This window comes from Nocardia sienata NBRC 100364 (assembly GCF_001613205.1).
Taxonomy (GTDB): domain Bacteria; phylum Actinomycetota; class Actinomycetes; order Mycobacteriales; family Mycobacteriaceae; genus Nocardia; species Nocardia sienata.
Map to the genome: position 1 here is coordinate 163,577 of NZ_BDBX01000004.1, position 14,245 is coordinate 177,821.

Below are 14,245 nucleotides of genomic sequence, written 5' to 3' on the forward strand. Positions count from 1 at the left end.
ATGATCGATGTGCACACCCATTTCATGCCGCACCGGGTGCTGCGCAAGGTCTGGGCGTACTTCGACGAGGCCGGTCCGCTCACCGGGCGTCCCTGGCCGATCACCTATCGCGCCGACGAACCGGTCCGGCTGGAGGCGCTGCGCCGCTTCGGAATCCGCGCGTTCACAGCACTGGTATACCCGCATCGCCCGGAGATGGCGGCATGGCTGAACGAATGGACCGCGAAATTCGCCGCCGAGGTGCCGGAATGCCTGCACACCGCCACGTTCTACCCCGAGCCGAGTGCGGCGGGATACGTGGCGGCGGCGGTGGACCAGGGTGCGCGGGTGTTCAAGTCACATATCCAGGTCGGCGCCTACGATCCTCGTGACCCCCTGCTCGATCCGGTCTGGGGCCTCCTCGAGGACGCCGGCGTACCCACCGTCATCCACTGCGGTTCCGGCCCGGCGCCCGGCGCGTTCACCGGGCCCGAGCCGATCGCCGAGGTGCTGCGGCGGTTTCCGCGCCTGCCCCTGATCGTGGCGCATATGGGCATGCCCGAATACGTCGACTTCCTCTACCTCGCCGACCGGTATTCCGGTGTTTCGCTGGACACAACGATGGCGTTCACCGATTTCGCCGAGGCCGATGTCCCGTTCCCGGTAGCCGACCGGCACCGATTACTCGATCACGGCGACCGGATCATGTTCGGTAGCGATTTCCCGAATATCCCGCACCCGTACCGGCACGCCGTCCAGGCCCTGGAGCGGCTCGAACTGGGCGACGACTGGTTGCGCCGGGTCTGCTACCGCAATGCCGCCGACCGGTTCGGCCTGGCCTGACGAGGATCTCGGCAGCGTCCGGCGCCGATGCGGTCCGGTGTCAGGCCGGCCGTTCGGTCGCCACCCCCACCGGCTCATCCGGCGTACCCGCTCCCGCCCAGCGGGCCAGCGCCGCGCGGCATTCGGCGATCTCGCCCGGCGCGGGCGCGCCGTCGGTGGCCCAGGCCACGCGGCCGTCGGGTCGCAGCAGCAGTGCGGTCGCCGTGGTGTCCTCGGTCCGTGCGCGCACCACGCCGACCCGGCTCGGCAGGCCGGTGAGGGCCGAGGACCACTCCCCCTCGGCGCCGAGGTCCAGCAGTAGCGGGCGGTATTCCCGGATCAGTTCGGCCAGGCGCACCACACCGCCGTCGACGCGCAGCGTGAGGTCCGGGGCGCTGTAGCCGACGAGCGGATGCGGGTCCGCGGCGCCCATGTCGTAGCGCACATCCGTTCCGGCGATCACCGCGGCCACCCGCGCGACCGCGGACTCGTCGGTGAGCAGTTCGGCGAACACCGTACGCAGGGCGCTGGTGTCCCCGCCCGGTGCGAGCAGCGCCGATTGGGCCCGGGCGGCCAGTTCCGTCCGGGTGGCCGCCTGCCGGCGTTCCCGGTCGTAGCTGTCGAGCAGACCCGCCGGGGCCCAGCCGTCGATCTCCGCGGCCAGTTTCCAGCCCAGTTCCACCGCGTCCGCCAGCCCTACGTTCAGTCCCGGCCCGCCACCGCCGGTGTACACGTGCGCCGCGTCGCCGGCCAGGAGTACCGGCCCGTCGCGGAACCGTTCGGCCACCCGGGTGTGACCGCCGCGCAGCCGCCGCAGCAGATGCGGTCCGGGCCCCACGGGATCGCCGAGCGGGATCTCGGCGCCGAGGACCCGGGAGATGCTGGCCCGCATCTCCGCCAGCGTCATCGGTTCGTCGGTCGGGGGTTCGTCCCATTCCACAGTGGACAGCATCGGCGGCCGGCCGGCGAACGGGGCGTAGGTGAAACCGCCGTGTTCGGTACGCAGCGACAAGAACGGCCGGATCGGGCCGAACCCGGGCACCCGCAGCTCACCGGAAGCCGGGTCCACCCACTCGGCGGGGATCGAGGCGTGGACCGTGCGGGCGGTCGTGCGGTCGTATCCGATACCGGGGAAACCGATCCCGCGCTGTTTGCGGACGATGCTGTGGGCGCCGTCGGCGCCGACCAGGTAGCGGCTACGAAGATACGCCGAGCCGCCCGGACCCGAGACCTCCACCACGACCCCGTCGCCGTCGTTCTCGATGGCCACGATCGCCGCGCCGCGGCGTACCTCGATACCGAGTTCGGCGGCGTATTCGCCCAGCGCGGCGACCAGTTCCCGCTGCGGGATCGGCAGGGTGTAGATCGGCCCGTCGTCGAGCAGACTCAGATCGAGGGCCAACCCGCCGAACATGAAGTACCGGTCGTTGGGCCGGGGCGGACCGGATGTCCCGCTGAGCCGCTCGTACAGCCCGCGCCGATCCATCAGCGGCACCACCTGGCCCACCAGGCCGTTGGCCCGGGGTTCGGTCTCGGCCTCGGTGTGGCGTTCGACCACGAGCGGCCGTATCCCGGCCCGGCCCAGCTCGCAGGCCAGCAGCAGCCCGACCGGGCCCGCCCCGGCGATGATCACGTCGTAGCGCATCTCAACTCCCGGCATTCGGTTCGGGCAGCCCGGCGGCCACCTGGCTCAGCGCCGCGCGCAATGCGGTGGCGAGGGATTCGGGCGGCCGGGTGGACCGGGCGTGCTCGGTGGCGACCGCACAGGCCGAACCCACCACCGCGGCCACCAGTTTCGGATACAGGTCCCGGTCGGGATCGGCGCCGACCCGTCCGGCGACGGCCGCGGCCAGTTCCCGCTGCGCGAGCGCGTCGGCCTCCAGTACGGCGCCCCGCACCGCGGGCTGGGAGAGGATCTCCCCCACGCCCTCGGCCCAGCGGGTATCGCCCGACCAGTTCGCCTGCGTATCGCCCTCGCCCACTTCGAATCCGTGCAGGACCGCGGCGGTGATCGCGCTCCAGAGCGGTTCGGTCACCGGGCGGGCGCCCAGCAACCGGCCGATCTCGTACATGCGGTCCAGGTGCCGCGAGGCCACGGCTTCGGCCTTGCTGCCGAAGTAGTTGCGGAAGGTCCGATCGGAGACACCGACGGCGGCGGCGATCTCCTCGACGGTGACCGCGTCCCAGCCCTTCTCGATCGACAGCCGGATGGTGGCGAGACTCAGCGCCAGGCGCGTCTCACGTTTCTTGCGCTCCCGTAACCCGGGTTCGGCATCGTCCATGCCCACCACGGTACAGAATGTTTCCAGAATGGAAAGATTTCCAAGTCGGAAACTTTTCAGCTGTCGAAGGCGTCCAGCAGTTTCTGCGCGGCCAGCGCCGCGGTCAGGCTCCCGTCCCGGACCTCGCGCTCCACTTCGCCGCGCAGCGCCTTCACCTTCGGGTTGTCCGCCAGCCGGCGGAGCAACTGGTCGTGCACCATGGTCCAGGTCCAGTCGACCTGCTGACGGCGGCGTTTCTCGGTGAACTCACCCGCATCGGTGAGCACCCGGCGGTGTTCCAGCACGGTCTGCCAGAACTTCTCCAGCCCGACCCCTTCCAGACCGCTCATGGTCAGCACCGGCGGCCGCCACAGCGCATCGTGCGGATGGATCAGCCGCAGCGCCCCGGACAGTTCCCGGGCCGCCGATTTCGCCTCGATCTCATGCTTACCGTCGGCCTTGTTCACCGCGACCAGATCGGCCAGCTCCAGCACACCCTTCTTGATGCCCTGCAGCTGATCGCCGGTACGCGCGAGGGTGAGGAAGCAGAAAACGTCGACCATGTTCGCCACGGTCACCTCCGACTGCCCCACGCCGACGGTTTCGACCAGGATGACGTCGTACCCGGCCGCCTCGAGCAGCACGATCGTCTCGCGGGTCGCCTTCGCCACCCCGCCGAGCGTGCCCGCCGTCGGGGAGGGCCGGATGAAGGCGTTCTCCTCCACCGACAGCCGCGCCATCCGGGTCTTGTCACCGAGGATCGAACCGCCGGTCCGGGTGGACGACGGATCCACCGCCAGCACGGCGACCCGGTGCCCCTGCCCGATCAGCTGCATGCCGAGGGAGTCGATGAAGGTCGACTTCCCCACCCCGGGCACCCCGGTGATCCCCACCCGGTTCGACAGCGCCGCACCGGGTTCCGGGGTCACCCGCAGCAGCAGCTGCTGCGCCTGGTCCCGATGGTCGGCCCGGGTGGACTCCACCAGGGTGATCGCCCGCGCGAGGGCGGCCCGCTCACCGGAGCGGACCGCCTGCGCGAGTGCTTCCACGTCGACGACACGTGTGCTCATCCCTGGCTTTCGACCCCGGATCCACAGTCGCCGGAACCGAGTTCGTGCCCGAGCGCGGCACCGAGCTTGCGCAGCAGATCGATCGCCGCGTCGGCGATCACGGTGCCCGGCGGGAAGATCGCCGCCGCGCCCGCCGCGTACAGCTCGTCGAAGTCACCGGGCGGAATGACCCCGCCGACGATGACCATGATGTCGGGCCGGCCGACATCGGCCAGTGCCTGCCGCAGAGCGGGCACCAGCGTGAGGTGACCGGCGGCCAGCGAGGACACACCGACGACGTGCACGTCGTTGTCCGCCGCCTGGCGGGCCACCTCTTCGGGGGTCTGGAACAGCGGGCCCACATCGACGTCGAACCCGAGATCGGCGAAGGCCGTGGCGATCACCTTCTGGCCGCGGTCGTGCCCGTCCTGGCCCATCTTCGCGACCAGGATGCGCGGACGCCGCCCTTCGGCCTCGGCGAACTCGTCCACCAGATCCCCGGCGGTGGTGATATTGGTGACCTTGCCGGCTTCGTCCCGATACACACCGGACAGGGTACGGATCTCGGCCTGATGCCGGCCGTAGACCTGCTCCAGCGCGTCGGAGATCTCGCCGACGGTGGCCTTCGCGCGTGCCGCGTCGATGGCCAGGGCCAGCAAGTTGTTCTCCATCCCGCCCTCGGACGAGGCGGCGGCCCGGGAGAGTTCGCCCAGCGCCCGGTCCACCGCGTCCTGATCACGGTCGGCGCGCAACTGCCGCAGCTTCTCGATCTGCTCGGCGCGCACCCGGGAGTTCTCGACCTTGAGGACCTCGACCTGGTGATCCTCGGCGACCTGGTACTTGTTGACGCCGATCACCGGCTGCTGACCGGTATCGATCCGCGCCTGGGTCCGGGCCGCGGCCTCCTCGATGCGCAGCTTGGGGATGCCCTCGCCGATGGCCTGGGCCATCCCGCCGTGCGCTTCGACCTCGGCGATATGCGCCCGGGCCCGTTCGGCGAGCTGATGGGTCAGCCATTCGACATAGTAGGAACCGCCCCACGGGTCGATCGGCCGCGTGGTGTTGGACTCTTGCTGGATCAGCAGCTGGGTGTTGCGCGCGATCCGGGCCGAGAAATCGGTCGGCAGTGCGAGCGCCTCGTCGAGCGCGTTGGTGTGCAACGACTGGGTGTGACCCTGGGTCGCGGCCATGGCCTCGATACAGGTGCGGGCCACATTGTTGTACGCGTCCTGCGCGGTCAGCGACCAGCCAGAGGTCTGCGAATGGGTCCGCAGCGACAGCGATTTCGGGTTCTTCGGACCGAACTTCGCGACCAGTTCGCTCCACAGCAACCGGCCCGCCCGGAGTTTGGCGACCTCCATGAAGAAGTTCATCCCGATGGCCCAGAAGAACGACAGCCGCGGTGCGAACTCGTCGATCTCCATGCCCGCGTCGATGCCGGCCCGCAGGTACTCCACGCCGTCGGCGAGGGTGTAGGCGAGTTCGAGATCGGCGGTGGCCCCGGCTTCCTGGATGTGGTAGCCGGAAATCGAGATGGAATTGAACTTCGGCATCTTCGCGCTGGTGTAGGCGAAGATATCGGAGATGATCCGCATCGAGGGCTTCGGCGGATAGATGTAGGTGTTGCGGACCATGAACTCTTTCAGAATATCGTTCTGAATGGTTCCGGCCAGCTGTTCCGGCGCCACGCCCTGTTCTTCGGCGGCGACCACGTACAGCGCCAGGATCGGCAGCACCGCGCCGTTCATGGTCATCGATACGCTGACCTGATCGAGCGGGATGTGGTCGAACAGCTGGCGCATGTCCAGGATGGAGTCGATGGCCACCCCGGCCATACCGACATCACCCTGCACCCGGGGATGGTCGGAGTCGTAGCCACGGTGGGTGGCCAGGTCGAACGCCACCGACAGACCCTTCTGTCCCGCCTGCAGATTACGGCGGTAGAAGGCATTGGAATCCGCGGCCGTGGAGAAACCCGCGTACTGGCGGATCGTCCACGGCTGGTTCACATACATCGTCGGGTACGGCCCGCGCACGAAAGGCGCGACACCGGGCACGCTGTCGAGCGGGAAACCGGCTTCGGCGACGGCATCACGATCGGCCTTGGTGAACACCGGCGGGACGTCGATCCCCTCCGGGGTCGACCACACCAGCTGCTCGGGAGCGTAGTTGTTCGCCGCGGCGGCCTCCCGCACGAAGGAGTCACGGGCGCTCTGGTCGGCCTTGTCGGGGGTGAAACCCGGCTCGGTGAGCGGTACGTCGGCGAAACTGCCGACCTCCTGCTCGATTCGCTGTGTCGTCATCAGGCTCCCACCTTCTCCAGCAGGGCGGTCAGGGCGGCGACCGCGTCGATCCGGGCCGCCAGGAAACCGTCCGGACGCCGGTCCTCCTCGATACCGCTCAGCACCTTCGCCGGGCCGGCCAGCAGCACGGTCCCGACTCCGGCGCCACGCAGTTGTTCCACCGCACCGGCCGCGTCGGTGCCGTAACGCGCGTCGGTACCGCAGAGCACCGCGATCGCGGCTCCGGATTCTTTCGCCGCCGCGGCGATATCGCTCTCGGCGAGCGGGCCGGGGTTGATGGATTCGATACCACCGGACGCCAGCAGGTTGGCGATGAAGGTGACCCGCACATTGTGCTCGGCCACCGTGCCCAACGGCACCAGCAGCGCCTGCGGACGGCGGCCGTGTCTCGCGAGGTAGGCATCGGAGCGGTCCCGCAGCGCGTCGAATGCGGCGCCGTACCGCCGGCCGGGACCGGCCGTACGGGCGGCCTCCGACAGCGGCGCCTCGGCGAGATTGGGGAATTCGTTCACCCCGGTGACGGCGGTACGGCGATGGGCGATATCGCTTTCCCGGCGGGTGCGCGTCTCGGCGATCCGGGTGGCCACCAGACCCGAATCCAGCGCGGCCCGGTAGCCGCCGGCGGCTTCCAATTCCTGCATGAACTCCCATGCGGCGGTGGCCAATTCATCGGTGTAGCGCTCGACGTACCAGGAACCCGCGCCGGGATCCTGGACGTGGCCGAGATGGGATTCCTCGAGCAGCAGCAGCTGGGTGTTGCGTGCCATCCGTTCGGAGAACGACGCCGAGACGCCGAGCTCACCGGCGGGCAGTGCGGAATCGAACGGCAGGACGGTGACGGTATCGGCGCCGCCCACCCCGGCGCCGAAGGCAGCGAGGGTGGTACGCAGCAGGTTCACCCAGGGATCACGCCGGCTCATCATGGCCGCCGAGGTCACCGCGTGCTGCGGGGCCGCGCCCTCCGACGGCGCGCCCAGCGCATGGGCGACCCGCGCCCACAGGCGCCGCGCGGCCCGGAACTTGGCGATGGTGGCGAACTGGTCGTCGGTGGCGGCGAACCGGAACTCCAGCTGCCGTAGCGCTTCGGCGACAGGCATCTCCCCGGCCAGCACGCGCAGGTATTCGAGTCCGGCGGCGACTGCCGCACCCAGTTCCTGGGCGTCGGAGGCGCCGGCGTCGTGGAAGACGGTGCCGTCCACGGTGATCGCCCGGACGGTTTCGGGCCGCTGCCCGGCGGCGACGGCCAGGGCCGTGGTCTCGGCGAGGCCGATATCCTCGGTTCCGGCGAACGCGCTGGTGAGGGGTGCCGCACCGAGAGAGACCCGGATGGCGGCGCGATCGGGCGCCGAATACCGGCCGAGCACCTCGTAGACGGCCGCGGCCGCGGCCGCGGTCTCGGTCCCGGCGCGCAGGGCCAGCGGCGCCAGCTCGAACAGCAGACCGTCGAGCGCGGCGGCGATACCGGTCACGGGGACACCGTGCGCACCGACTCCGAGTTCCACGGCGCTCAGGCCGTTCTCCAGTCCGCCGGTGATCTCCCGGTTGGCGGACGCGGCATCGGCGGCACCGATCCGGGCACTGACGAACCAGCCGCGGTGGACATCGCGGGTGGCATCGCCGCCGCGGACGAACGGGTAGGCGCCGGGCAGCGGCTGCTCGGGCAGTTCGTCCCGGCGCGTGTACAACGGCGCGATACTCAGCCCGTCGTAGGTGGACTGGTTCAGTAGCTTTTCGGGTTCCGCACCGAGTTCGGCCGCGTCGACCTTGCGGGTCTTGGCCAGCACTCCCGCCACACCCTTGCGCCAGGCGGGATATTCGGGCACCGCGGACGAGGACGGATCAGCTCCGGCCGCGGGCTCTGCAGCAATCGGCATACCCTGTTCCCTCATTGTCGTTCCAGTACAAGCGCACCACTGGTGTGCGCGGGTACCTTGGCATCCGCCCAGCTCAGCGAATACTTTGGTTAACGAGCATTCAGCCCGCTCCTCCGATGCTAGCGGGATGGCCGTACGGCATCGTCCGTGGCCACCACTACCAGCGAGTAACCTCGCCGCCGCGCACCTGGTAGCCCCTGTGCATCGGAGTCCCGGCCGCCGGGGTGTGCCGTCCGGCGCGCCAGCGACCGTCCGAACCCGAACGATGCGCGGGCAGCGCGGCGGACCTTGCAGATGACCTGGTGCGGTCCGGTTCGCCTTCCATGATCCGCCGTGGACGATCCGTCGCACGGATCAGGCGATCTCGGACCGATCGGCGAGTACCCGGCGACCGACCGGTAACCTCGGCCGGTGTCCCGAATGCTCCGCGACCGGCGGCTGGTTCTGCTGTTGTGCTGCGCTGCCCTCATCTGCGCGGCGGCACTGCTGACCCCCCTACCGAGCCCCGGGCGGATCCAGCAGTGGGCCGGGGAAGCCGGCCCCTACTTCCCGGTGCTGTTCTTCGTGGCGCACACACTGATCACCATCGCTCCCGTCCCACGAACCGTGTTCACGGTGGCCTCGGGCCTACTGTTCGGACCCGCGATCGGGCTCGCGGTGGCCGTGGGCGCCACCGTGCTCAGTGCCGCCGCCGCCTTCCTCCTGGCCCGCGCCTACGGACGCGACCGGGTGGGTGTGTACCTGGACCATCCCACCGTGCGGATCGTGGACGACCGCCTGCACCGGCGGGGCTGGCTCGCCGTGGGCGCGCTCCGGTTGATCGCCTTCGCGCCGTTCTCGGTGGTCAACTATTCCTGCGCCCTGTCCTCGATCCGGTTCTGGCCGTATCTGGGCGCGACGGTCATCGGCATCCTGCCCGGCACCGCTGCCACCGTCATCCTGGCCGACGCCCTCACCGGAGGAACCCATCCGGTGATGGTGGTGGTCTCGATCGCCTGCATCGCTGCCGGACTGCTGGGTCTGGTGATCGATCAGCGGTGGAAACCGGCGGTGGCGGGTCCGGTCAGCGTCCTCGACTGACCGCTCACACCCGGCAGCACCACGCCCCATCGGATCATCGTGGCGCTGTCCTTCGCGCTACGAGATCGGCGGGGAAATCGTTTCCTCGTGCGCCTGCAGCGGCCAGCGCTCGAAGTCCGGCGGTTCGGCCGTGCCGCGGATCGTCGCGGCACGGCCGGTGTAATAGGCCACATGGGCCGCGCGGGGATTGCGCCGGCCGGCCTCGGCCAACCAGCTGTGCGCGTAGCGCCGCACCTCGGCGACATCGTGCGCCGGGTCGCCGTCCAGGACCAGATCGCCGTGCTCCGGCGCGACCAGCATCGCGGCGCCGAGATGCTGCAGACAGCGTCCGATACCGTTGTTGTCGGCCAGTTCCCGATAGCCGGTCAGAGCGCGCTGCCAGCAACGCAGGGCGCCGCGCGGTTCACCGCGCGCCCAGGCGACCGTACCCGCGATCTCGTGCACCCGGGCCAGGCCGTCGGCGTTCTCGTCGTCGCGGGCGCGCAACGCCGCCAGCTCCAGCCGGTCCTGCGCGGCATCGAGGCGGCCCTGATGGATATGCGCCACGGCGAGGTCGGTCAGCACCCGTACCTGGTTCGCGAGATCTTCGCGCGGCAGCCGCCACCAGGCTTCCCGCAACCGGTCCACGGCGGCGGCCCGGGCCGCGGGGGTTTCCGCCGATTCGAGCAATACCAGACCGGCGGTATGTTCGGCGCGGGCTCCGATTCCGGTGGCCCGGCGCCACCACGGGCGCCACCGCCACGGCGGTGGTCCGGCGGGCTCCGCGCGCAGCGCGATCGCCCGGTGGTGGCCACCCAGTAGCGCCGGCCCCAGTCGCACGAGAGCCGCCGACAACGATCGTGTTCTGCTGTCGGGGGCCGGACGGACGGCATACCAGGTATCGAGAGCATCACAGATACGAACCAACTGGGCGGCCGTGGCCGGGGGTATCGCCGCGGCGCGATCACCGCGGCAGCATCGGCGCACCAGCTTGCGCAGGCGCGGCGCTTCCGCGGCGAACCAGCGGCGCGACCGCGGTCCGAACGGCACCGTGGTGACCCCGATGGCCCAGCTGGTGGCCCGGTCGGCGCTGTGGCACAGCAGCGCGAAAAGGGCCGCCTGCCAGATCGCCCCGGCGAGCACCGTCGCCCGGTCCGGTAGCTCCGGATAACGGGCGAGCCGGTAGCGCTGGGTTTCGTGGCAGACCAGCACCCCCTCCGAGATCAGCTGCGTCAGCAGACCGGTCGCGGTCCATCGCTCGCCCAGTGCGCTGGGCTGCTCCCCGGCCGAGGAGCTCCCGGTCTCGGGGCGCAGCGCCAATTCCATTCCGACCGCTGTCAGAATCGCGTGCACGGTGGCGGCGTCGTACTCGGCGACCGGCAGTGCGCGCAGCGCGGCCGCGACCGGGTGGTCGCCGAGGGTCGGGTCGGGCCCGTCGCCGTATTCGCCCTCGGACTCGTCGTCGAGTTCGTCGTCGTCCTCGTCGGACGACAACAGGTCATCCGCGGCCGACAGGCCGGTGAGCGGCGGCCCGTCGAGGTCCGCGAGCAGATCGCGGCGGCGCCGCAACCGGCGCCGGCCCCGCCGTTGCGCGGTCAGCCGGAATCCGGTGTAGAGCAGGGCCAGAACGACGAGGAGCACCGCCAGCCAGCGCAGCCCGGAAGCCACCAGTTGCACTTCGGCGCTCTCGCCGAACGAATTCATGACCAGATTGCGGCCCAGTTCCAGCAGTAGCGCAGAGGCCAGCACCGACAGGCCGCTCAGTACCCCCGAGACGACCGGGGTCCGCGGGAACGGTTCGCTCATCGCAACACCCCGCCGGTCAGACCGGGTACGATCCAGCGCCGCCAGGTCGCCAGCACCAGCGCCACCGGCAGCAGGGCCGCGATCAGCGAACCGGCCGCCAGCTGGGCGGCGTTCTCACCGAACTGCCGCGCCTCCCCCCACAGCAGTAGCGACCAGGGTGAGGCCCCGGCACCGCTGATCAGCAGCCCGACGATGAAATCGTTCCAGACCTGGACGAATTCGAGTACGGCCACTGCGCCCAGCGCCGGGCCCGCCGAATCGAACAGCCGGCGGCTTATCGTGCCCGGGGCCGCCAGCCCGCGTAACGCGTCCGCGGCCGGGCTACCGGGCGGTGCCGCGACCGCGCCGCGCAGGATCAGCACCGCGATCGGCAGCCCGGCCGCGGCGTGCACGAACACGAGCGGCACCCGGGTCCCGGACAGGCCGTGGTCGTCGATGAAGATGTCCAGCGGACCCAGATACGCCTGGACCGGCAGCACCGCCAGTACCACGAGCCCGCTGACGATCGTGCGGGTCACCCACCCGGCGGGGGCCACCGCGAGCCGGTAGGCCAGCGGCGCGGCGGCCGCCACCACGATGATCGTCGCGAGCAGCGCCACCCAGAAGGTCGCCTCGACCGAATGCAGCAGCCACCGGTCGCGCCAGACATCGGTGAACGCGGCCGCCGACCAGCCGTCCGGCGCGCGGAACGCCACCACCGCGAGCACCACCAGCGGGATCATCGCGGCCACCGATACCGCGCCGATCATCACGCCCCGGACCGAGCCGGCGACAGTGGTGTCGGTGGGCGCGGCGGGTATCTCGTCGGAGGGATGAACGGCGGGCGGAAATCCGGCACGCCGGTCACGGAGGTCGGTCTGCAGCGCCCAGGCCGCCGCGCCGAGCAGTGCGGCCAGCGGGAGAGCGTAGGCGGCCGCCTCGCCCGCGGTGGCGGGGTCGGTGGCCAGCCGCCACCACGACACGGTGGCACTGTCCACCTGGTATTGGACCGAGCCCGGTACGCCGATGAGGACTACGTCGAACACCCGCGCCGCGGCGACCCCCACCACGAGTCCGGCCACCAGAACGATCGGCCGCTGCAGGGCGAACAACCGCCACGCCAGTGTGAGCCCTGCCTTCTCCTGCAGTCTGGTCCAGCGCACCGGATCGCGCTCCAGGGCCCGGATCCCCGCCCGGAACACCCCGACCAGGAACCCGAGCCAGGTCCACAGAAAGGCCGAGCCCAACATCACCACGAACCAGGCGCGATATCCCGGGAAACCGTCGAAACCCAGCCGCGCGCCGGTGTACTGGAAGATCAGGCGGAACGCGACCCCCGACACGATCGCCGAGATACCGAACGGCACGATGAGCGGCAGCCACAGCCCCCGGCTGCGCCGGGTCCACCAGGCCAGCAGCATCGCCGTGACCAGCAGCGCGGCCGCGAACGCCATCCAGTACAGACTGCGCGCGTACGATTCGTCCGACCAGTACAGCACGGCGATGGACACCGCTCCCACCAGCGCCGGAACCGCCCACAGCCGCCGATTCGCGCCGCGGCGGGCCGCCTTGACCGCGGCCACGAACGCGACGGCCGCCACCGCGCAACCCACCACCGGCCATACCCGGGTGCGCATGGCCGATACGGCGGTTCCGGCGGCCGGCACCAGCAGCAGCGCCAGGAGCAGCACGGCGGGCAGGCACGCGACCAGGGTGATACCGCGTTGCGGCGGCCGCCCTGGTTCCAGCGGCCCGTGCATGGGCCCCAGTGGCAGTTCCACCCGCAGGCCGTGGGCCTCGAATCGCGGTGCCGTGGTCATCGCCAACCTCTCTCGAAACGCCCCAGGGTCGCGACCGCGGTCTCGGCGGCGGCACCGACATCACCGCCGGTATCGCCGACGGTGATCAGGAACTCGGTGAGCACCCGCCACAGCCCGTCACGACCGCCGACTGCGCCGATACGGTCGGACAGATCGAAATCCGGCCACTCGCCCAGCGTCGCGGCGGCGGGCGCCGACCAGCGCGAATATCGAGCCCGGGTGTCCAGGTTGGGCCCGAGGAACCCACCGACCCCTTCGATCCACGGCACCGGCGCCCGGCCGGCCGCCAGCGCGGCCACCACCGCATCCGCGCGGGGATCGGCCGACCGTGTCAGCACCATCACATCGCCGCCCATGATCCGCGGGTTCTCGTCACCCGGCCGCACGCTCGGGAAGGGCACCACCGTGGCCGCTTCCGCGGTCCGGCCGGACCGCCGCAGCGCGTCGCGCACCACCGGCTCGGCGAAATCCGGCGCCGCCACCGCCAGTGCCCGGCGATATTCGAAGACATCGCGTACCGCGTCGGCGAACTGTTGGGTCAGCGCGGTACCCACCCCGCCCGGTAACCCGTCCCGGATACCCCACAACCCACCCAGCCGGGTGAAGGTCTTGTGTACCGCCGCCGCGTCCCAGTTCCGTACCGCGGTGCCCAGTTCGCGGTACACCGCCGGCGATTCGGACAGCAGGAGGTTCTCGAACAGATCGGTGAGCACCCAGCCGTCGGCGGCGCCCAGGGCGAGTAGCCGCCGTGATGTACCGGCGGTTTCGCGCACCCCGGCGAGCCAGTCGTCGACCGTCCAGCCGGCCGGATCGCCCAGCCCGGACGCCGCGAAGCCGTCCCGGTCGTACCAGATCAGTGATTTACCACTCGCCTTGAACGGCACCCCGTAGAACCGGTCCTGATGGTGGCACAGCTGTCGCCACTGGTCGGCATAGCGTGGCCCGTCCGGGCCGGACCACAGATCGGCCGGCACCTCCCGCAACCGCCCGGCGGTGACCAGATCCCGGACCTGCCCGGCCTGCGGCAGCATGACGATATCCGGGGCCGACCGGCCGCGCGCGGTGAGCGCGGTGCCGATCTCGTCGCCCAGCGGCACCACCTCGACCGGTTCCGGCAGGGCCGCAGCGTCGAGCACCGACCGGAAGGCCGTCAACTCCAGACCGCTCCAGGAGACCGCGATCCGTACCACCGCACGGTCGCCGAGCAGCACATCCGGTGAACAGGCCACCAGCAGCGGCGCCAGCGCAGCCGTGCGGAGCACGGCACGACGTGTTGTCACGATCCCCCGATGC

At 70.7% G+C, this 14,245-nt stretch carries 10 protein-coding genes; 2 read left to right on the forward strand and 8 right to left on the reverse strand.

Annotated features, from left to right (window positions below; genetic code table 11):
* Positions 1-822, forward strand: a complete 822-nt coding sequence (locus tag NS4_RS03760) for an amidohydrolase family protein (RefSeq protein ID WP_084486833.1) — start codon at positions 1-3, stop codon at positions 820-822.
* A 40-nt stretch (positions 823-862) separates the two neighbouring features.
* Here the strand turns inward: NS4_RS03760 and NS4_RS03765 are convergent, their stop codons facing one another.
* Genes NS4_RS03765 through NS4_RS03785 form a run of 5 tightly spaced genes read right to left on the reverse strand, consistent with a single transcriptional unit; the run spans position 863 to position 8,288 of the window.
* Entirely contained in the window at positions 863-2,446 is a 1,584-nt protein-coding gene (locus tag NS4_RS03765; protein ID WP_063058057.1) for an FAD-dependent monooxygenase, read from the reverse strand.
* Position 2,447: 1 nt separating this feature from the next.
* Complete coding sequence (locus NS4_RS03770) at positions 2,448-3,083, reverse strand: TetR/AcrR family transcriptional regulator (protein WP_063058058.1); 636 nt, start codon at positions 3,081-3,083, stop codon at positions 2,448-2,450.
* Between the two features lie 56 nt (positions 3,084-3,139).
* Positions 3,140-4,132, reverse strand: a complete 993-nt coding sequence (meaB, locus tag NS4_RS03775; RefSeq protein WP_063058059.1) for a methylmalonyl Co-A mutase-associated GTPase MeaB — start codon at positions 4,130-4,132, stop codon at positions 3,140-3,142.
* On the reverse strand, positions 4,129-6,414 hold the full coding sequence (gene scpA / locus NS4_RS03780; RefSeq protein WP_063058060.1) for a methylmalonyl-CoA mutase: 2,286 nt from the start codon (positions 6,412-6,414) through the stop codon (positions 4,129-4,131). The genes meaB and scpA overlap by 4 nt, the downstream gene beginning before the upstream one ends.
* Positions 6,414-8,288, reverse strand: coding sequence for a methylmalonyl-CoA mutase family protein (locus NS4_RS03785; RefSeq protein ID WP_084486654.1), 1,875 nt, complete (start codon positions 8,286-8,288; stop codon positions 6,414-6,416). The genes scpA and NS4_RS03785 overlap by 1 nt, the downstream gene beginning before the upstream one ends.
* A gap of 420 nt (positions 8,289-8,708) precedes the next feature.
* On the opposite strand from NS4_RS03785, the gene NS4_RS03790 reads away from it, so the two are divergent.
* Positions 8,709-9,368: a TVP38/TMEM64 family protein gene (locus NS4_RS03790; protein WP_369690199.1), complete on the forward strand. Its 660-nt coding sequence runs from the start codon at positions 8,709-8,711 to the stop codon at positions 9,366-9,368.
* A 57-nt stretch (positions 9,369-9,425) separates the two neighbouring features.
* Here NS4_RS03790 and NS4_RS03795 read toward each other — a convergent pair whose 3' ends face one another.
* The 3 genes from NS4_RS03795 to NS4_RS03805 are packed head-to-tail and all read right to left on the reverse strand — an operon-like array spanning position 9,426 to position 14,232.
* Positions 9,426-11,153, reverse strand: a complete 1,728-nt coding sequence (locus NS4_RS03795; protein ID WP_063058062.1) for a tetratricopeptide repeat protein — start codon at positions 11,151-11,153, stop codon at positions 9,426-9,428.
* Positions 11,150-12,952, reverse strand: a complete 1,803-nt coding sequence (locus tag NS4_RS03800; protein ID WP_063058063.1) for an ABC transporter permease family protein — start codon at positions 12,950-12,952, stop codon at positions 11,150-11,152. Before NS4_RS03800 ends, NS4_RS03795 begins: the two co-directional genes overlap by 4 nt.
* Positions 12,949-14,232 carry an extracellular solute-binding protein gene (locus tag NS4_RS03805; RefSeq protein ID WP_245665048.1) on the reverse strand — a complete coding sequence of 428 codons (1,284 nt, stop codon included), beginning with the start codon at positions 14,230-14,232 and terminating at the stop codon, positions 12,949-12,951. Before NS4_RS03805 ends, NS4_RS03800 begins: the two co-directional genes overlap by 4 nt.
* Positions 14,233-14,245: the final 13 nt, after the last annotated feature.

What these genes read in the sequence shown, in the direction of transcription:
- NS4_RS03760 (WP_084486833.1), top strand. Translation starts at nt 1, where the DNA reads ATGATCGATGTGCACACCCATTTCATGCCGCACCGGGTGCTGCGCAAG.
- NS4_RS03765 (WP_063058057.1), bottom strand. Translation starts at nt 2,446, where the DNA reads ATGCGCTACGACGTGATCATCGCCGGGGCGGGCCCGGTCGGGCTGCTG.
- NS4_RS03770 (WP_063058058.1), bottom strand. Translation starts at nt 3,083, where the DNA reads ATGGACGATGCCGAACCCGGGTTACGGGAGCGCAAGAAACGTGAGACG.
- meaB (WP_063058059.1), bottom strand. Translation starts at nt 4,132, where the DNA reads ATGAGCACACGTGTCGTCGACGTGGAAGCACTCGCGCAGGCGGTCCGC.
- scpA (WP_063058060.1), bottom strand. Translation starts at nt 6,414, where the DNA reads ATGACGACACAGCGAATCGAGCAGGAGGTCGGCAGTTTCGCCGACGTA.
- NS4_RS03785 (WP_084486654.1), bottom strand. Translation starts at nt 8,288, where the DNA reads ATGCCGATTGCTGCAGAGCCCGCGGCCGGAGCTGATCCGTCCTCGTCC.
- NS4_RS03790 (WP_369690199.1), top strand. Translation starts at nt 8,709, where the DNA reads ATGCTCCGCGACCGGCGGCTGGTTCTGCTGTTGTGCTGCGCTGCCCTC.
- NS4_RS03795 (WP_063058062.1), bottom strand. Translation starts at nt 11,153, where the DNA reads ATGAGCGAACCGTTCCCGCGGACCCCGGTCGTCTCGGGGGTACTGAGC.
- NS4_RS03800 (WP_063058063.1), bottom strand. Translation starts at nt 12,952, where the DNA reads ATGACCACGGCACCGCGATTCGAGGCCCACGGCCTGCGGGTGGAACTG.